The organism is Variovorax sp. RTB1, assembly GCF_035018765.1.
Classification (GTDB): domain Bacteria; phylum Pseudomonadota; class Gammaproteobacteria; order Burkholderiales; family Burkholderiaceae_C; genus Variovorax.
On the sequence record NZ_JASJXG010000001.1, the window covers coordinates 37224 to 56052 of the forward strand.

The following is an 18829-nucleotide window of genomic DNA, read 5'->3' on the forward strand; positions in this document are numbered from 1 at the left end:
ATTTCCGCCCTCTCTTTATTCGATAACCTTACATCGGTCTTGTGACGCGGGCGACGGTCACGGCCTCCCACGGCCCGGTCGAGCGACCGCTGGCCGCCGCCCAGTACCAGGCTGAAGTGTCGGTGAAAGAAGTGCCCTTCGCATCGACGATGCGCTCGCAGACACGCAGGGTTTGTCCCTGTTGGCTTGGGTGGCTCGATGCAGTGCGCGTGGCACCGCGCTGGGCGTTGAAGCAGCGCCACAGCCGTTCTTGCGCATCACGTTCCAGCCGCGCCTGCACGATGCGATAGCCCAGCGCACGGTAGCAATCGGCGGCGGGATGCAGCATGCGCGTCGGCGCCTCGACCTGCCGCAGCACGAACATCTGCTCGCCATCGGTCATGCGCGCGATGGCGCCCGGAAAGCGGTCGGCGAAGCGATGCTCGACGTCGCTCAAAGCCAGCGGGCGCAGCGGCACGCCGTCCCATTCGCGCGGCCATTCGTGGAAGGCTGCTACCGGCTGTTGGGCGGCGGGTGGGGCAGGCAGGCCGGCGGCAGTGCTCCACACGAGACACAGCAGCATGGCCGCGCCGAACAGGCTCTTGTGCACCGCGCGATGGAGGAAACGATTGGCGAACCAGCGGTCAAAGAGCAGTGTCGACACGACGGCCTCCTGGGGATGTGATCAAGCCGGGGATGGCTTTGGCCGTCCTACTCGCCATGGCCCAGGCGATGCCACCGCAGACCAGCGCCAGCAGCAACAAGCCGAACGCGTCGTGCGCCCAGGGCGCCAGCGCGTGCCCGGCACCTTCGAACGCCACCAGCACCGCATTGCGCACGATGTTGCCGAGCAGCACCAGCAGTCCGACCACGGGCAGCCGCGTCGCGAACTGCCTGTCCGTGCGCTGCGCCCAAAGTGCGACGGCGCAGGCGGTGAAGTAACCGAGCCAGGCCATCTGCACACCGGAGCAGGGCGCGTCGACGATGACCATGCGGCCATCGATCAGCAGCGTGCTGCCTTCACGCATCACTTCGAAGCCCGGCATCAGCAACCATCGGCTGGCTTCGGCCGTGACCACGCGCAACGGGTAGCCCGCGTAGAACTGTAGCGACGAGAGCAGGGGCAGTGCCAGCACTGCGAGCCCTGCCACCGGCAACGCGGCGACGCGCTTCGGCAGGAAGGCGACGAGGCCGCAGGCCAGCGCCAGCACGGCCAGCAGACCGGCCGCGAGCGGCGGCAGAGCAGGCACCACGCCGAGACCGTTGCGCGCCAGGGTGGCGAGCAAGGTACCGCCCGTCGCCAGCGCGATCCAGCCGAGACGTGGTGCCGCGCGCAGTTGGTGTCGAAGATGCCAGACCAGCACAGCGAGCGAGGCCAGGGCGAGCGCGCCGAGCGGATCGTCCGAGCCGTCGCGCATGCGGATGACCATCCAGCACCAGGTCGGCGTGAGCGCAGCGAACTGCAGTGCGAGCCAGCCGGCGGCCGGCAGTCGATCGACTTGGATGCTCCAGTCCACGAAACGGGGATGGTGCTGTGCGAGGTGAGCGAGCGTCATGGTGTTCGATCGATCCGGTTCAAGCCGTGAAGCGGCGGTCGTCGTGCCGGCGCGCGCGGCGGCGCAACATCGCGAGCATCGACAGCACCACCGCGATGGCGCCGAGCGTCTCTGGCTCCGGTGTGCTCGGCACTTCGGCACCGAGCGTGGCGCCGCCGACAGCCAGCTCGCTCACGCCTTTGGGCAATGGCACCGGCTGGTTGACGCCCACCGTGTTTTGCGGCGCGACGTTGCGCACCACCTTGTCGACCGCGATGAAGCTGGTGTACTGCGTGAGCAGGCTGTATTGCAGGCCGAGATCGGTGATGCGCTGCTTGAAGCTGTCGCCGCCTTCCAGCGTCTCCTGGTCGCTCAAAGACGCGATGCGGTGGCGGGCCCACAGGCTGCGCAGTGCGGCGGTGTCTTGACGCACGGCGCCGTCGACCTTCAGCTCCTGCCGGTACGGGCCGTTGGCGCTGCGGCCTTCGATGACGATGCGGCCCTTGGGCGCTCCACCATCCACGTTCGCGCGCCACTTGCCGAACACGATCACCGGGCGCTCGCCCATCACGTCGGGCAGTGCGGCCGGCTCGACGTCGTACACATCGATTCCTTCGAACTTTGCCTTCACGCTCGTCAGCACCGGCGACTCGACCATGCGGCGAAAGCGCGCAGCCTCCTCGGTCGCCTGAATGGGGTCGGTGATGATGAAAGGTTCGCCCATGCCCGCCCGCGCAATGCCTTCCATCAGGCCGCGGTTGACCGATGAGCCGATGCCGAAGGCGAACACGTTGGCTTGCGAGAGGTTCTTGCGCACCAGCTCGAAAGCCTCGCGTTCGACCGTCACATAGCCGTCGGTGATGACCACCACGGTGCGCGACACGTCGGGCTGCTTGGCCTCGGCGTAGACGCGCTTCAGCGCGGGGATGAGCTCGGTGCTGCCGCTGCCGCTGTAGTTCTGGATGGTCGCGAGCGCCTGCTCGATGTTGGCGCGCGTGGCCGGCACCGAGTGCGGCGAAAGCATCGTGTTGCTGCCTGAGAACAGGAGCACATTGAAGGTGTCGCTGGTGCGCAGCCCGCCGATGAGTTCGCGCAGCACGACCTTGGCCGTGTCGAGCGGAAAGCCGTGCATCGAACCCGAGATGTCGACCACGAAGATGTAGTCGCGTGGCGTGATGGTGGTGGCCGCGACCGATTTGGGCGGCTCGACCATCGCGAGGAAGAAGTTCTCCGCCGTCCCGCCACCTTCGCCGCCTTGGCCCTTGAAGAGCATCAGGCCCGACTCGATCTTTTCGCCGGCCAGGCGGTAGTCCAGCACGAAGTCGCGGTTGTCCGCCGGCTCTGCACTTTGCGTCAAGATGACGTCCGCGTGTTTGTCTGCATCGCCCTTCTTCACGTCGATGCCATGCGTGCGCGAACGCACTTCCTTGATGCCCATCGGCGTGTCGATCGCCACCTTCATGGCGAAGGTCGTGCCCGGCGGCACGGCCGCACGCAACACCGGTTGCGCGACCCAGCTCGCGTTGGCCTGCGACGACTGCGGGCTGTTGTAGCGCGGGCCGACCACCGTCGGAAAGACGAACTGGTAGTTACCGGACTGCGGCACCAGCAACTCGGTGTAGTGCAGCTCGACCTGAATGTCGTCGCCCGGCAGGATGTTGGCGACGCTCATCTGGAACACGTTGGGCAGATGCTGTTCGAGCAGCGCGGCCGTCTTGCCTTCTTTCTTTGCGGTGTCGTACTCGATCTGCGCCTGCTGCTTCTCGCGGATCTGCGCGGTGATGAGGCGATCGGCCAGCCGCACGTTGAGACCGTTCACCGCCGCCTTGGTCGAGCCGGGGAACACATACTTGGCTTCGATGGCGCGCTGGCCTTCGTTGCGGTAGTGCTGCGTGACCGTGACGTCGGCGATGACGCCCGTTATGTGCACTTTGACTTCAGTGCCCTTCAGCGGCAGGCGGTCGACCGACGGGTCGTCGCTCTTCACGAAGAAATACGGGCTCTCGGTTTTGAGGCGCGGGCCGGGTGCTTCCTGGGCATGCAATGGCCGCATGCCGAGGGCGACGAAGCCCAGCGTAGCGAGGCCCACTGTGGTCGCCCAGAGCCAGCGGCCCGGACGGGTCGATGCGCTGTTGTTGTTGTTTAGGTTGTGGCAGGTGTCCATGACAGCTTCTTCTCCGGTGCGTGCAACGGTGCACGGAGTCGAATGTCGGAGCCGAAAGAGAAGCCGCAATGAAGCCTTCGCGCGGTGACTTCGACGGCCGCACGCCCGGTGTGAAGTCTGTGTGAAGTGACGCTGTCGACGCACTTCACACGGACTTCGGATGGCGAGGCGAGCATCGGGTCGTTCCACATTCAGGAAGAGGAAAAAATGTTCAAGAACCTTCGCAATTCAGTGCTGTTCAAGATCGGCGTGCTCGTGCTGCTGACATTGTTGTTGTGCATCCCGCTGGCCGAGATCGGATCGCTGATCAACGAGCGCGGTGGCAGTCGACGGGAAGCAGCAGAAGAGCTCGGACAGACCTACGCCGGTCCGCAGACGCTGGTCGCGCCGCTGCTCATCGTCCCGTACACCGAGCGCTGGTCCGAGGAACAGCGCAACAGCGCCGGCAACGTAACGGGCACTGTAGGGAAGACCAAAGCGCTCACGCACATGGTGTTTCCAGAGACACTTCGCATCGAAGGCACCATGGCGCCGCAGCAGCGCTATCGCGGCATCTTCAACGTGCTGTTCTATACCTTCAATGCCGGGATGGAAGGGCGTTTTGCCGCCTTCGATCCAGCGTCGATCCCGCGCAGCGAAACCGGGTCCACGATTGAAGCGGGCACGCCATACCTCGCTCTCGGCGTCAGCGATTTGCGTGGCCTCGATGGCTCACCGGCGCTTACGCTGGCTGGCGAAAGGCTGCGCTTCATGCAGCGCGTTCCGGGCCTTGGCAAAAAAGATGCATGGCTCGCTGGCGGTATTCATGCGCCGCTGGCCGGTGGCGCGTTGAAAGCGTGGAGCGCGAGAGAAGCGCTACCCTTTACTTTGAAGCTTGGCTTGGTCGGGCAAGAGACGCTGTCCATCGCGCCGATCGCCGACGACACGACTGCGCATATCACCTCGCCATGGGCCGCGCCGAGCTTCGGTGGACGTTTTCTGGCATCGGAGCGCAGCGTGACGCCTCAGGGCTTCGACGCACACTGGCGCGTTTCTTCGCTGGTGAGCGCGGCGCGCGAGCAGGTGCGCTCTGGTGTGGGCGGGCCCCAGGGCAACGCGTTGGAAACTTTCGACGTGACGCTGGCAGAGCCGCTCAACGTCTACGCGATGTCGACAAGAGCCGTAAAGTACGGAGCGCTTTTCGTCGGACTCGTGCTGATGGCCGGCTTCATGTTCGAACTTTTTCGCAAGTTGCGGCTCCATCCTGTGCAATACGGTCTGGTCGGCCTTTCGATCGCGCTGTTCTTCCTGCTGCTGCTGGCGCTGTCTGAAAAGCTCCTGTTCTGGCAGGCCTATTCTGTTGCTGCGACAGCAAGCGTGTCACTGCTCGCCGTGTACTTCAGCTCGGTGCTCGGCGGCTGGTGGCGCGGCGCTTCTTTCGCTGCCTTCGTGGCGCTGTTGTATGGCGCGCTGTACGGGCTGCTCGCTTCCGAGAGCAATGCGTTATTGCTCGGCGCCTTGATGGTGTTCGGCATGCTGGCGGTACTGATGCTGGCGACGCGCAAGGTCGACTGGTACGCGCTGTCGAACGCAACAACGGGCCAGCTGGACACCAGCGCTCCGTGACGTCTGGCCGCGTCGACACATTTATTCAGATATTGAGGTTCGCATGGTTCCGATTCGCAAGCTTTTGAAATGGACTGCCGTTACCGCGGCGGCTGGCGTGGTGTCGCTGCTGCTCGTTGGCGGTGTCGCGCTGGCCGTGATCTATCCCAAGCTGCCGGATGTGTCGTCGTTGTCCGATTACCGACCCAAGTTGCCGCTGCGCATCTTCTCGGCCGAAGGCACCTTGATCGGTGAATTCGGTGAAGAGCGACGCACGCTGACGCCGATCGCGTCTATTCCCAAGTCGATGAAAGAGGCCGTGCTCGCGGTGGAAGACGCGCGCTTCTACGAGCACGGCGGCGTCGATTCGCTCGGCCTGATGCGCGCGGTGCTAGCCAATCTACGAGGCGGCATGCGCCAGGGCGCTTCCACCATCACGCAGCAGGTGGCGCGCAACGTCTATCTGAGCTCCGAACGCACGTTGAGCCGCAAGGTCTATGAGGCGCTGCTCGCCTTCAAGCTCGAGAGTCGATTGAGCAAGGACCAGATCCTCGAGATCTACCTGAACCAGATCTACCTCGGCAACCGGGCCTATGGCTTCGCGGCCGCGTCGGAGGTCTATTTCGGCAAGCCCTTGCAGGACATCACGGTGGCCGAAGCCGCGATGCTGGCCGGCCTGCCGAAGTCGCCCGGCACCGCCAACCCAATCAATAGCCCGACGCGCGCGCGCGCGCGGCAGCTCCATGTGATCGACCGCATGAAGGACACCGGCTTCATCACCGCTGCACAGGCCGATGAGGCGAGGCAGGAGCCGCTGCATCTGCGCGATGCGTCGGACCCGAACCGGCCGCACGCCGAATACGTGGCCGAGACCGTGCGCCAGCTCATGTACGCGCAGTACGGCGACAGCATCTACACGCGCGGCCTGTCGGTGCAGACCACGCTGGTGGCGGCCGACCAGCAGGCGGCGTACCGCTCGTTGCGCAAGGGCATCATGGACTACGAGCGACGCCAGACTTACCGCGGCCCCGAGGCCTTCGCCGACTTGCCGGACGACCCCAAGGCGCTCGACGATGCAGTCGACGACGCATTGGCCGATCACCCGGACAACGACGACGTGATGTCCGCCGTGGTGCTCACTGCGGCGCCGAAATTGGTGACTGCGGTGCGCGGCAACGGTGACATTCTGCAGATCACGGGCGATGGCCTGCGTCTCGGCCAGCTCGGTCTTTCCGACAAGGCCGGCCCCAACATCAAGGTGCGTCGCGGCGCGGTGATCCGCGTCATGAAGACGCCACGCAACACGTGGGAGATGGCGCAGCTGCCCGAGGTCGAAGGTGCGTTCGTCGCAGTCGATCCACGCGATGGCGCGATCAAGGCGATGGTCGGTGGCTTCGACTTCGGCAAGAGCAAGATGAACCGCGTGACGCAGGCGTGGCGCCAGCCAGGCTCGAGCTTCAAGCCCTTCATCTATTCAGCCGCACTCGAGAAAGGTTTTACGCCGGCGACCGTGGTCAACGATGCGCCGCTCTTCTTCGATGCGGCCACCACCGGCGGCCAGCCGTGGGAGCCGAAGAATTTCGAAGGCACCTACGACGGTCCCATGTCGTTGCGGCATGCGCTGCAGGAGTCGAAGAACCTGGTGACGATCCGTGTGCTGCAGTCGATCGGCACGGAGTACGCGCAAGACTGGATCACGCGCTTCGGCTTCGACAAGGACAAGCATCCGGCGTACTTGCCGATGGGTCTGGGTGCGGGCTCGGTGACACCGATGCAGATGGCGACGGCCTACTCGGTGTTCGCCAACGGTGGCCACCGTGTCGATCCGCATCTGGTGATGCGCGTCACCGATCGCGATGGCAAGGTGCTCAGTGAAGTGACGCCGCCGGTGCTCGACGAAAGCAACCGCGCCATTCCGGAGCGCAATGCCTATCTGATGGACAGCTTGCTGCAGAGCGTGATGAAAGGCGGCACCGGCGCCAAGGCCTATCAGGCACTGAAGCGCGACGACATCTACGGTAAGACGGGCACGACCAACGATTCGGTCGACACTTGGTTCGCGGCGTTCCAGCCGACGATGGTCGGCATCGCCTGGGTCGGCTACGACACGCCGCGCAAGCTGGGTGTGCGCGGCGAGACCGGCGGCAGCCTGAGCCTGCCGATCTGGGTCGGCTACATGCAGGCCGCGCTCAAGGGCGTGAAGGTCGCCGAAGTGCCGGAGCCCGCCGGTCTGATGCATGCGGACGGCGAGGTGTTCTTCGACGACTACGGGCCGGGGCGAGGCGTGGCGAGCCTGGGACTGGATGCGGCGCCGGTGGTGCCGGTGGAGACGTTGGCCGGGGAGCAGGTGGCGCCGGTCGCGCCGGTAGAGGAGCGCAATCGGATTCTGGATATGTTCAAGTGACGAGCCGATTCGTATCCCTCGCCAGATAAGACAGCGGCAACGTCAACGTCGCCACTGCCCCGGCGCCCTTCGCATTCGCCAACTCGATGCGCCCGCTGTGCAGTGCAGCGATTTCCTTCACGAAGGCCAGCCCCAGTCCGGTGCTCTTCTTCAGCGTGTGCGGGCGCGCCAGCGAATAGAACTTCTCGAACACCTTGGATTGCGCGTAGTCGGGAATGCCCGCCCCGTGATCGCGCACCGTGACGATGGCGTTGCGGCTTGCCACACGCAGCGCCAGCGTGACCTCGCCTGCATCGGGTGAAAAGTCGATCGCGTTCGCGAGCAGATTGCTCACGGCTTGTTGCAGCAGGAATCGATCGCCATCGCAATACAACTCGCCGAGGTCTTCACGCGGACCATCGACACGCACGGTGATGCCGCGCGCCGCGGCGCTCGTGCGTGCGCTGTCGGCGACTTCGCGCAGCAGCACGCCGAGCGCGACCGGCTCGGTACGGTCCAGCACGCGCCGTGTCTCCAGCGCGGTGAGCTCCATCATGCGGTCGACGATCTGCTGGATGCGCTCGGTCTCTTGCGCGATGTTGCCGAGGAAGCGCTCGCGTTCGGCCTCGGGCATGCTGCTTTCCTGCATCAGCTCGGCTGCACCGCGAATCGCCGAGAGCGGGCTCTTGATCTCGTGGGTGAAGGTCTGAACGTAGTCGGCGACGTAGTTGCGGCCGGTGAGGGCGTCGCGCATTTCTCCGAACGCGCCGCGCACCATGACGATGGCCCGCCGCACCATGCGCACCGGATGAAAGCCGCGCTGCGTGCGCAGCCATGCGATGTAGTCGGCGGTGAGGCCGAAGGGTCGCACCAGCCACACCGAGAGGATGAGCGTGAAGAGCAGCAGCGCCGCGGCCGATCCGGCACCGACCCACAAGGTGCGCGCCCGCGCGTCTTCGATGAACTGGCCGAAGCTCTGCACCGGCTTGCCAAGGCTGACGACGCCCACGATCTCGTTGTTCCAGCGGATCGGCGCGCCGACGTACATCACCGAGGTGCGCGGATCGCTCTCGACGTCGCGTGAAGTGCGGGCGCCGTAGAGGCCGGCGAGCGATTGGGTCACGTCGTTCCATTGCGAGTAGTCGGCGCCCTGGTTGCGCCCGAGCGAATCGAACAGCACGCGGCCGTTGCGGTCGGTCACGTAGGCGCGCAACTCGACGCGACTCTTGTGCAGGTTGTAGATCTGCGCGGAGAACTCGCGCGCGTAGACCGACTTGAAAATCGGGTCGAGACGTGCGGGGTTGATGGCGCCGGCGATGACGTCCTGCTCGATCATGCTGGCCATGAGTTGCGTGGTGTCGACCAGCGACTCTTCGGCCGACTCGCGGTAGCGTGGATCGATGTCGAGCACCACGCGATACAGCAGGAACGCGATGCCTGCGCTGTAGATCAGCAGGACGCCGATGAAGATGCGGGTTCTCCGGCTCACGCGCTCAAACCGGTGTTGGCGGCAGGTCTTCGTTCAGCGCATAGCCGGTGCCGCGCAGCGTGCGGATCGGCTCGACGTCGGGCGCGATGGCCTTGAGCTTGGCACGCAAGGTCTTGACGTGCGCATCGACCGTGCGGTCGAAGCTGTCGCTGGCGTCGTCCCACACGTGCTGCAGCAGCTCGTCGCGCGTGAAGACGCGGCCGGGCCGCTGCACCAGCAGGCGCAGCAGGCCGTACTCGTAGCGCGAGAGTTCGAGCGGGCGCCCGTAGTAGCGGATCTGCATGCGCTCGGCGTCGAGCGCGAAAGGTGTCGTGCCTACAACGACAGGCGCAATCGCTGCGGGCGATGCGATGGTCGGTGCAATAGTCGGTGCAAGAGGAGCGGCTGGCGTGTTGGCCGTTGGCGCAGCGCCCACATGCCGCACGCTGCGCCGCAACACGGTCCGCACCCGCGCCACCAGTTCGCGTGGCGAAAAAGGTTTGGCGATGTAGTCGTCGGCACCCAATTCGAGCCCGACCACGCGGTCGATCTCGTCGCTGCGCGCGGTCAGGAAAATCATCGGCACTTCCGGCGCGCCGGTGCTTTGCGTGATGGCCTGCAACCGCTTGAAGAGCTCGAAGCCGTTGAGGTCGGGCAGGCCAATGTCGAGGATCGCCAGGGCGGGCGGCTGCGCGGTGAATTGCGCGATGGCTTGTTGCGCCGTGGCACACCACACCGGCTCGAAGCCATCGGACTTGAGCACGTACTGCAGCGTGTCGGCAATGCCCGATTCGTCTTCCGCGATCAGGATGCGGAGTTTGGATGACGCTGATGGCGGCGCTGGAATCGGTGGCGGATGCGGGGACGACATGCCCGGCATCGTAGCCGCGCCTTCGCGGCCTGCGCTCACTGGGTCGGGGTGCCATCGGCAGAAATCGATGCGATCGGCACCGGAAGACGCAGCGTTCGCATGCAAAGCGACCAATCGGTAGCTGCACCAGGCGCTCGTCTCCAGTCCGGAAGTGTTCAGGCCGACCCAGCAAGGTCTTCAAGGATCGGGCAATCGGGCCGCGCATCGCCATGGCAGCAATGCACTAGGTGCGCCAGCGTGCTGTGCATGGCCTGCATGTCGACGATGCGCTGTTCGAGTTCGTTCAGGTGCTGCTGTGCGATGCGCTTGACACTGGCACTGGCCCGACGGCGGTTGTGCCACAGACCGACCAGCTCGCCGATCTCGTCCATCGAAAAACCGAGATCACGCGCCCGCTTGATGAAGCGCAAGCTGTGCACATCGGCCTCGCTGTATTGTCGGTAGCCGCTGTCGGTGCGTGCGACTGAAGGCAGCAATCCGAGGCCTTCGTAGTGCCGCACCATGCGTGCCGACACGCCGGAGCGCCGCGATGCTTCGCCTATCGCGACATGGACCGGGCTGCTGTCGACGTGGCGCACCTATTGCACCCGGTAGCCGGCGTTCTCGATGGCGGCAACGATGTCCTGGCGCGGCTGCAGGCTCAGCACGTCGACATGGCCGGTCTCGAGGTCGACGGTCACTTGCGCTTCAGGATCGACGGCCTGCACCGCGTTTTGCACCGTGCTCACGCAGTGGCCGCAGCTCATGCCGGTGACGTTGAATTTCTGGCTCATCTTGATGTTCCTTTGGATTCGAGGATTAAACAGAGCGCCGAGTTTGAACCTTCTCACGATGTCAATGTCCAGCGCAGGGTCTCAATTGCAACTTGACCTTGCCATCGTGTGAGGCTTTAGTCTCCATCCATGAATTCTTCGATGGCTACCCCGGCTCCCTCGCAAACCTTCGACATCGCCATCGGCGGCATGAGCTGCGCGTCATGCGTCTCGCGCGTCGAGAAAGCGCTCGATCGGGTGCCCGGCGTGCTCAGTGCCAGCGTCAATCTCGCGACGGAGTCGGCGAGGGTGGTCGCCTCGTCGTTGCCCTCGGGAGTCGGAGAGCTCGATGCCTTGTTGCGGCGGGCGGTGCGTTCGGCCGGCTACGAGCCGCGCACGGCGAAAGCGGCCGCTGCGCTGTCCGACGCGGCGGCGGCATCGCCCTGGCAAGGCTTCGCGCCGATCGCACTGGGCATGTTGCTGTCGGCGCCGTTGCTGGCACCCATGCTGCTCATGCCTTTCGGCATCGACCTCATGCTGCCGGCGTGGGCGCAGCTGTTGCTGGCTGCGCCGGTGCAGTTCTATCTGGGCGCTCGCTTCTATCGCGCAGGTTGGCATGCGGTGCTCGCGCGCTCCGGCAACATGGACTTGCTGGTCGCACTCGGCACCAGCGCGGCCTTTGGGCTGTCGCTGTGGTTGTGGTGGCGCGGCGTGCCGCATCTGTACTTCGAGGCATCGGCCGTGGTCATCACGCTGGTGCTGCTCGGCAAGTGGCTGGAGGCCCGCGCCAAGCGGCAGGCGACGTCTGCCATTCGTGCGCTGCAGCAGTTGCGGCCCGAGGTAGCGCATCTGCTCGGCGAGCCCGGTACGCGCGGCGGCCGAATTGTCGAGAGCGACGTACCGCTCGCAGAGGTCATGAAGGGCGATCGCCTTGCGGTACGTTCCGGTGAGCGCGTTCCGGCCGATGCACGCGTGCTCGAAGGCGAGTCGGAGGTAGACGAAGCGATGCTTACCGGCGAGCCTCTGCCAGTGCCCAAGCGGCCCGGAGATTCGCTGACCGGCGGCTCGATCAACGGCGATGGTCGGCTGGTGATCGAAGTGCGCGCCGTCGGTGCCGAGAGCGTGCTGGCGCGAATCATCCGGCTGGTCGAAGACGCGCAGGCGGCCAAGGCGCCGATTCAGCGACTGGTGGATCGGATCGCCGCGGTCTTCGTGCCGGTGGTGTTGCTCATCGCGCTGGCAACGCTCGCAGGCTGGATGCTGCATGGAAGTGGCGTGGAGATCGCGATGATCCATGCGGTCGCGGTGCTGGTGATCGCCTGCCCGTGCGCTCTTGGCCTGGCGACGCCCGTGGCGGTGATGGCCGGCACCGGCATGGCGGCGAAGCGGGGCATCCTGGTGAAGGATGCGAGCGCGCTCGAGATGGCGCGCCGTGTCGACACGGTGGCGTTCGACAAGACCGGCACGTTGACGTTGGGGCGGCCCGCGCTGACTGCGCTGGTGTCGCTCGAAGCGGACAAGGGCGCATCCACTGCAGACGGCATTGCACAAGACGAAGCAACATGGCTGGCCCTCGCTGGGGGACTGCAAGGCGGCAACGCGCATCCGCTTGCGCGCGCCGTGACCGATGCCGTTTCGCGGCGCGGCATCACGGCGTACGCGCTCGACGGGCTCAGGTCATTGCCAGGTCGCGGTGTGCGCGGCGACATCGCCGGTCAGAGTTGGGCCCTTGCCAGCCTGCGCTGGTGTGCGGAGCTCGGTGTGGCGGTCGATGCGACCGCGCTCGAGCGGTTGCACGCACACGGCGCCACCGTGTCTGCTTTGCTGCGCTTCGATGCCAGCGACGCGGCCCATGCCGTCGCGTTGCTGGCCTTCACCGACGAGCCCAAGCCGCATGCTGCCGAGGCCATCGCCACCCTGCATGGGCGGGGCCTGCGTGTGGTCATGATTTCGGGTGACAACGCGCAGGCCGCGCATGCCATGGCAGCACGGCTGGGCATCGCAGCCGATGACGTCTTCGCCGACGTATTGCCCGCCGACAAGGCCGCGCAAGTCACCGCGCTGAAGCAAGGCGGCCATGTCGTCGCGATGGTCGGCGACGGCGTCAACGATGCGCCGGCGCTTGCCGCCGCGGATGTCGGCATCGCGATGGCAAACCCCGACGGCGGCACCGACGTCGCCATGGAAGCCGCCGGCATCACGCTGATGCGCGGTGATCTCGCCTTGGTGGCCGAGGCGCTCGACGTGTCGGCGCGCACCGTGGCCAAGATCCGGCAGAACCTGTTCTGGGCCTTCGCCTACAACGTGGCCGGCATCCCGCTCGCCGCGTTCGGCTTGCTGAGCCCGGTGGTGGCGGGTGCGGCGATGGCGGCTTCGAGCCTCAGCGTGATGGCGAATGCGCTGTTGCTCAAGCGCGAAGGTCGTCGCAGCGAGCGCTAGCGCGCAGGTCGGTTTCAGCGCACTGGCTGCAACTGCATCCGCACGCGGCGCGCTGCCTCTTCAGCCTTCGCGTCGTCGACTTCCCGCAGCACGTTGCCGACATCGACCGGACCGGTCTGGCGCGCGAAACGCCCGGTCAACGGCGTCTCGACCTGCAGTGCGCCGCTTTCGTACAGCGACCAGATCTCGTCGCCGAAATTCGTCTTCAGCAACTCTGGCGCGAACTGCCCGAAGAAATTGCGCAAATTGGCGACGTCGCGCAGCAGCATGCGGTTGGCGTGGTTGTTGCCGGCCGCGTCGATCGCCTGCGGCAAGTCGATGATGACCGGACCGTCGGCTGCCAGCAGCACGTTGAACTCCGACAAGTCGCCGTGGACGACACCGGCGCACAGCATGCGCACGACTTCCTTCACGAGCGTCGCATGGTGTCCGCGCGCTTCGTCAGCAGTGAACACGCAGTCGTTGAGGCGCGGCGCGGCGTCGCCGTCGGCGTCGGTCACCAACTCCATCAGCAGCACGCCTTCGGCGAAGTTGTAGGGCGTGGGCACGCGCACGCCGGCCGCGGCCAGGCGGTAGAGCGCGTCGACCTCGGCGCTTTGCCAGGCGGCTTCGGTGGCTTGCCGGCCGAACTTGGTGCCCTTGGCCATGGCGCGGGCCTGCCGCGAGTTCTTGACCTTGCGGTTCTCGGTGTAGTCGACGGCTTGGCGAAAGCTCCGGTTCGTCGCTTCCTTGTAGATCTTCGCGCAGCGCGTCTCGTCGCCACTGCGTACGACGTAGACCATCGCCTCTTTGCCGCTCATCAACTGGCGCACGACCGTGTCGATGAGTCCTTCGTCGACCAAAACCTGAAGTCTGGGAGGTGCTTTCATCCGGCGTATTCTGCTCTGTACGCCAGCTCGGTTTCCCTTCTGGTTTCTTCTCAATCCTTCAACGGAGTCCTTTCATGCGACACAACCCTCTGGGCCGAACCGGCCTCTTCGTTTCAGAACTTTGCCTCGGCACCATGACCTTCGGTGGCAGCGACGGCATCTGGGGAAAGATCGGCGACCTGCAGCAGAGCGATGCCGAGCGGCTGGTCGGCCAGGCGATCGACGGCGGTATTAATTTCATCGACACGGCCGACGTGTACGCGGGCGGACTGTCGGAACAGATTACCGGTCAGGCGCTGAAGAACCTGAAGGTCCCGCGCGAAAACATCGTGGTCGCGACCAAGGTGTTCAGCGACGTGGGCAAGGGCCCCAATGCGCGTGGTGCGTCGCGTGGTCACATCATGGACGGCGTCAAGGCGAGCCTGAAGCGGATGCAGCTCGAGTACATCGACCTGTATCAAATTCATGGCTTCGATCCGGCCACGCCGATCGAGGAAACGGTGCGCGCGCTCGACCAGCTGGTGCGCCACGGCCATGTGCGCTATGTCGGCGTGTCGAATTGGGCCGCGTGGCAAATCGTAAAGGCGCTCGGCATCTCCGAGCGGCTCGGGCTGGCGCGCTTCGAGTCGCTGCAGGCGTACTACACAGTCGCCGGCCGCGATCTCGAACGCGAGATCGTGCCGATGCTGAAGAGCGAAGGCGTCGGCCTGATGGTGTGGAGCCCGCTGGCCGGCGGCCTGCTCAGCGGCAAGTTCGGCCGAGAGCAAAAAGGCGAAGCCGGCAGCCGCCGCGTCGAGTTCGACTTTCCGCCGGTGAACAAGGAGCGTGCCTGGGATTGCGTCGATGCGATGCGGCCGATCGCTGAAGCAAGAGGTGTGTCGGTGGCGCAGATCGCGCTGTCGTGGCTGCTGCATCAACCGCAAGTGACCAGCGTGATCCTCGGCGCCAAGCGACCCGATCAGCTAACCGACAACATGGCTGCAACGAAGGTGTCGCTGAGCGAGGACGAGCTGAAGAAGATCGGCGATGCCAGCGCACTGGCGCCGGAATATCCGGGGTGGATGTTCGAGCGGCAGGGGGAGTTGCGGCGCGGGCAGATGGGAGAGCGGGCTGCGCCACGGTAAGCGTGGAGTTGGCGCCCTTCGCGTCAAGCTCCCGACAGCACCACGACCGATATGGTCAGCAACACCGTTTGCACTGCCCAAGCCCGTCGCAAACCGACGGTTGCACCAAGCACTGCGCCGGTCACCCACAGCCCCGCCGCCACGCAGCCGAGGAGCGCGGCATCCACACCGAACGACAGCTCGTCTGCCTGCCACAGGAAGGCCAGCGTCACGGCGACCCACAGCATGAAGTGCGCGGCGCCGGTCCACTGCTGAACACGCGAAAGCGAAGGATCGAAGCGACGCACCGCATCGAGCGCGAACGGTGCTGCGGGAAAGCGCGTCGCCACATCGGCCGGTCGCCACCCCGGCGCCTTGAACCACACGCGCAGCTTGTCGCGCCAGCGCCGTGCATGCCAGGCATCGCGCAGCAAAGGTACATACGGCCCCAACACCGCGCGCATCGGACTCCAGCTGTCCAGCGGCTTGCGCGTGCCGTACACGCAGGGCGCACGTTCCTCGGCGAAGGTGCCGAACATCCGGTCCCACAGGACCAGCATGCCGCCGTAGTTGCGGTCGATGTATTCGTCGTTGACGGCATGGTGCACGCGATGATTCGACGGCGACGAGAACACGCGATCGAACCAGCCGAGCTTGCCGATGTGCTCGGTATGAATCCAGAACTGGTAGACCAGCACGATGAGCCCCGCCACGCCGAACTGCTCGGGTGGCACGCCGAGCAAGGCCATCGGCAGGTAGAACGGCCAGCCCAATAACGCGACCGTGCTCTCTTGCCGCAACGCGGTCGACAGGTTGAAGTCCTGGCTCTGGTGATGCACCGAGTGCGCGGCCCAGAACACGGCCGACTCGTGCCCCGCACGGTGCAGCCAATAGTCGCAAAAGTCGAACAGCACCACGGCCAGGACCCAGCCGATGGCGCTGTCCCAGAAAGTTTCGCCGGGCGGATGGATCCATCGCGTCGCCAGCGGAAACACCATCGCATAGAGGCCGATCTGAAAAAGCTGCGTACAGACCGCAACGGCCTGGCTCAACAGGCCCTGGCTCAGGCTGCTGATGCCGTCGTTGAGCCGCCAGGTGTTGCGCCGCTTACGCCAACCCCAGGCGAACTCGAGCGCCATGAGCAACGCGAATACCGGCACCACCAGCACCACCAGACGATGCACGAGATGCTTCGCTCAGTCGGTGAGACTGGCGCGACTCGCGACCAGTACGGCGTTGGTACCGCCGAACGCGAACGAGTTCGAAATGGCGTGCCGCAGCCGCGGTGCCGCGCGCGCGGTGCCGCGCACGAAGTCGAGCGCGAACGCCGCGTCGGGCGTCTGCAGATTGGCCGTCGGCGGCACGCTGCGACGCTCCAGTGCGCGCAGCGTGGCAACCAGCTCGACGGCACCGCCACCGCCCAGCAGATGGCCGTGAATCGCCTTGGTCGCGCTGACCGGCACGGCATCGCCGAACACCTCGTTCACCGAGATTGCCTCTGCCGCATCGCCGGCGCCGGTGGCGGTGCCATGCGCGTTGATGTAGCCGATGTCGGCTGCATCGAGGCCGGCATCGCGCAACGCGGCGCGCATGGCACGCACTTGGCCGCCCGCATCGGGGTTGGTCATGTGCACGCTGTCGCAATTGGTGGCGTAGCCGCTCAGGAAGGTCGTGGGCTTCATGCCGCGCGCCAAGGCGTGCGCTTCCGATTCGATCACCAGCGCAGCAGCGCCTTCGCCGAGTGCGAAGCCGACGCGGTCGGCCGAGAACGGACGGCATGCAGTCGAAGGGTCGTCCGCCGGTGGCTGCGCGGTGACGCGCATCGAATGCCACCCAGCCATCGTGCCGGACGTGAGCATGGCCTCGTGGCCGCCGACGATCGCGATATCGATCCAGCCGCCTCTTATCGCGCGCATCGCTTCGCCGATAGCGACAGCCGATGAGGCGCATGCGCATGCATAGCTCAACGCTGCACCACGCGCACCGAACAGCAGGCCGAGCTCGGCCGCGGCGGCGTTTGGCATCGTGGTCAGCACGGCGGTCGGGCGGATGCGTCGCTTGTGGCGATACAGCGCGATCGCCGTTTCGTCGAAGCTCGCCGAGCCGGCCATGCCGCTGCCCCAATACACGCCGAGGCGTTCGCCGTCGGGTGGCGTTTCGGCCAGGCCCGCCATGATGAATGCATCGCGTGCCGCAGCGATGGCCATGGCCGTGCCGCGGTCGAGCGGCAAACGCGATGTGCTGCGTTCGGAGTCGTCGAAGTCGCACGATGCGACGGCGAGCTGCATCGCGTCGAGCCCTTCGATTTCAAGCGTGAGCGCGCGTACCGCAGAGCGACCCGCGAACAGCGCGTCGTCGAATTGCGCCAACGTATGGCCGAGCGGCGTGACGAGGCCGATGCCGCTCACGCCGATGCGTGCGCCCTGGCCCTTGCTCATGCGCGTACCGAGCTCAGCACCGGCTTCTGCGCGTTCGCAAGCGATGCCACGGCGGGCGCTGCGGGCGCGGGCAGATCGTCGATGACTTCGCACAGCCGTTGCAACGTGATGCCGGCCTCGCGGGGGTCGAGGCGCTCTTCCGGAATGCGCAGGTGAAACGCATCTTCGACAGCGAAGACGAACTCCATCAACGCCAGCGAGTCGAGGCCGAGGTCGGTCAACGTCGTCGTCGGTTGAACGGCTGCAGCCTCGACCTTGAAGTCGCTCCGCAAAATGCCGGCGATGGTGTTGAATGTGGGCGATGTCGCGGACGTCGTCGAGGTTGTCGTTGCGGTCATGTGGATCTCCTGTGTGCCGATGGTGAGAGTCCGTGCGTCAGCCAGCACTGTGCGCGATGGTCGAAGCGAACTCGAGGGCGTGCCGGACCACTTGATGGCGGTCGTTGTCGATGGTGATCATGTGATAGCTGTCACCCAGCACCACGGCACGAAAAGAAGCCGAGCGCAGTCCGCGCGCAAGCAGATCGAGGTTGCTCACGCTGGCCACTTCGTCTTGCCGCGCGTGCAGCGCGAGCACGTGATCGCAGACCACGCGGCCAAGCTGGCTGCGCACGTGGCGCATCAGGCGATGGTGTTCGCGCATGTGTGCGATTCCGATCACCGAAGAACCTGCACTGGAAATGCGACGCGTGCGCAGTTCGCGCTCGATCCATGCGCGCACGCGCTCGTTCTTGACGCCATAAGGCGCGCGCTCACGGTATTTCCAGAAACGGCCGAGCGGTGTGTACAGCGCCAACGGCAGCAAGAACTGCCAGCGCGGAACGGCCCAACCGTCGAAGCGCAAAGTGGTCGACATCAGCAGCAGTGCATCGACGCGGCGCTCGCAGCGGATGGCTGCGGCCAGCGCGAGCGATGCGCCGGCTGAAATACCGACCAGCATCACGCGCTCGTGCGATGCGCGCAGTGCGTCGATGCGACGTTCGATCGAATCTATCCACTGCTCGAACGGAGCTGCTTGCTGCTTCTCGACGCTTGGATTGAAAGAGTAGCCATCGATCGACATCGGGTGCACCGAGTAACCCACGCTGCGCAGCGCGCTTTGCACGCCCTGCAATTCATCGGGCGTACTGCACAAGCCGTGCAGTAGCACGACCGCTGTGCGACTGGCCGTTGAATGATCTAAGCCGTGGTCGTGTCCAATGACAAATGCGGGCCGCGCGCTCAACGGTGGACCCCTGGCCTTTT

16 protein-coding genes are annotated in these 18829 nt (G+C 65.5%); 4 read left to right on the top strand and 12 right to left on the bottom strand.

The features are described from left to right. Nucleotides 1-28: 28 nt before the first annotated feature. From QN397_RS00175 to QN397_RS00185, 3 genes are read right to left on the bottom strand one after another with little or no spacing between them, the layout of a single operon-like run. A complete protein-coding gene (locus tag QN397_RS00175; RefSeq protein ID WP_323499706.1) occupies nucleotides 29-643 on the bottom strand; it encodes a hypothetical protein in 615 nt (204 codons plus the stop codon). Further along, nucleotides 624-1535 carry an exosortase Q gene (gene xrtQ / locus QN397_RS00180; RefSeq protein ID WP_323499707.1) on the bottom strand — a complete coding sequence of 304 codons (912 nt, stop codon included), beginning with the start codon at nucleotides 1533-1535 and terminating at the stop codon, nucleotides 624-626. Before xrtQ ends, QN397_RS00175 begins: the two co-directional genes overlap by 20 nt. Before the next feature lie 19 nt (nucleotides 1536-1554). After that, nucleotides 1555-3678, bottom strand: coding sequence for a VIT and vWA domain-containing protein (locus tag QN397_RS00185; protein WP_323499708.1), 2124 nt, complete (start codon nucleotides 3676-3678; stop codon nucleotides 1555-1557). Between the two features lie 207 nt (nucleotides 3679-3885). Between QN397_RS00185 and creD the strand changes: the two genes are divergently transcribed. Both creD and QN397_RS00195 read left to right on the top strand, forming a co-directional pair. Continuing rightward, nucleotides 3886-5283 carry a cell envelope integrity protein CreD gene (creD, locus tag QN397_RS00190; protein ID WP_323499709.1) on the top strand — a complete coding sequence of 466 codons (1398 nt, stop codon included), beginning with the start codon at nucleotides 3886-3888 and terminating at the stop codon, nucleotides 5281-5283. 43 nt (nucleotides 5284-5326) lie between these two features. Beyond that, nucleotides 5327-7666, top strand: a complete 2340-nt coding sequence (locus QN397_RS00195; RefSeq protein WP_323499710.1) for a penicillin-binding protein 1A — start codon at nucleotides 5327-5329, stop codon at nucleotides 7664-7666. Here QN397_RS00195 and creC read toward each other — a convergent pair. The 4 genes from creC to QN397_RS00215 all read right to left on the bottom strand — a co-directional run bounded on the left by creC (nucleotide 7659) and on the right by QN397_RS00215 (nucleotide 10757). Then, entirely contained in the window at nucleotides 7659-9134 is a 1476-nt protein-coding gene (gene creC, locus QN397_RS00200) for a two-component system sensor histidine kinase CreC (protein WP_323499711.1), read from the bottom strand. The genes QN397_RS00195 and creC overlap by 8 nt on opposite strands. A gap of 4 nt (nucleotides 9135-9138) precedes the next feature. Continuing rightward, the gene (creB, locus tag QN397_RS00205) at nucleotides 9139-9984 is read right to left on the bottom strand and encodes a two-component system response regulator CreB (RefSeq protein WP_323499712.1); all 846 of its coding nucleotides are present in this window, start codon (nucleotides 9982-9984) and stop codon (nucleotides 9139-9141) included. 155 nt (nucleotides 9985-10139) lie between these two features. After that, a complete protein-coding gene (cueR, locus tag QN397_RS00210; protein ID WP_323499713.1) occupies nucleotides 10140-10562 on the bottom strand; it encodes a Cu(I)-responsive transcriptional regulator in 423 nt (140 codons plus the stop codon). Then, on the bottom strand, nucleotides 10563-10757 hold the full coding sequence (locus QN397_RS00215) for a heavy-metal-associated domain-containing protein (protein WP_187053772.1): 195 nt from the start codon (nucleotides 10755-10757) through the stop codon (nucleotides 10563-10565). A 141-nt stretch (nucleotides 10758-10898) separates the two neighbouring features. On the opposite strand from QN397_RS00215, the gene QN397_RS00220 reads away from it, so the two are divergent. Continuing rightward, entirely contained in the window at nucleotides 10899-13175 is a 2277-nt protein-coding gene (locus tag QN397_RS00220) for a heavy metal translocating P-type ATPase (RefSeq protein WP_323499714.1), read from the top strand. Nucleotides 13176-13189: 14 nt separating this feature from the next. Here QN397_RS00220 and QN397_RS00225 read toward each other — a convergent pair whose 3' ends face one another. Then, nucleotides 13190-14044, bottom strand: coding sequence for a PA4780 family RIO1-like protein kinase (locus QN397_RS00225; RefSeq protein ID WP_187053774.1), 855 nt, complete (start codon nucleotides 14042-14044; stop codon nucleotides 13190-13192). A gap of 74 nt (nucleotides 14045-14118) precedes the next feature. Between QN397_RS00225 and QN397_RS00230 the strand changes: the two genes are divergently transcribed. Further along, nucleotides 14119-15168: an aldo/keto reductase gene (locus tag QN397_RS00230; protein ID WP_323499715.1), complete on the top strand. Its 1050-nt coding sequence runs from the start codon at nucleotides 14119-14121 to the stop codon at nucleotides 15166-15168. A 23-nt stretch (nucleotides 15169-15191) separates the two neighbouring features. On the opposite strand, the gene QN397_RS00235 is transcribed toward QN397_RS00230, so the two are convergent. From QN397_RS00235 to QN397_RS00250, 4 genes are read right to left on the bottom strand one after another with little or no spacing between them, the layout of a single operon-like run. Further along, nucleotides 15192-16331 carry a sterol desaturase family protein gene (locus QN397_RS00235; protein ID WP_323499716.1) on the bottom strand — a complete coding sequence of 380 codons (1140 nt, stop codon included), beginning with the start codon at nucleotides 16329-16331 and terminating at the stop codon, nucleotides 15192-15194. 12 nt (nucleotides 16332-16343) lie between these two features. Further along, nucleotides 16344-17585, bottom strand: coding sequence for a beta-ketoacyl-[acyl-carrier-protein] synthase family protein (locus tag QN397_RS00240; RefSeq protein ID WP_323499717.1), 1242 nt, complete (start codon nucleotides 17583-17585; stop codon nucleotides 16344-16346). After that, the gene (locus QN397_RS00245) at nucleotides 17582-17923 is read right to left on the bottom strand and encodes a phosphopantetheine-binding protein (RefSeq protein WP_323499718.1); all 342 of its coding nucleotides are present in this window, start codon (nucleotides 17921-17923) and stop codon (nucleotides 17582-17584) included. Before QN397_RS00245 ends, QN397_RS00240 begins: the two co-directional genes overlap by 4 nt. 37 nt (nucleotides 17924-17960) lie before the next feature. Further along, nucleotides 17961-18809, bottom strand: coding sequence for an alpha/beta hydrolase (locus QN397_RS00250; protein WP_416352292.1), 849 nt, complete (start codon nucleotides 18807-18809; stop codon nucleotides 17961-17963). Between the last annotated feature and the right edge of the window lie 20 nt (nucleotides 18810-18829).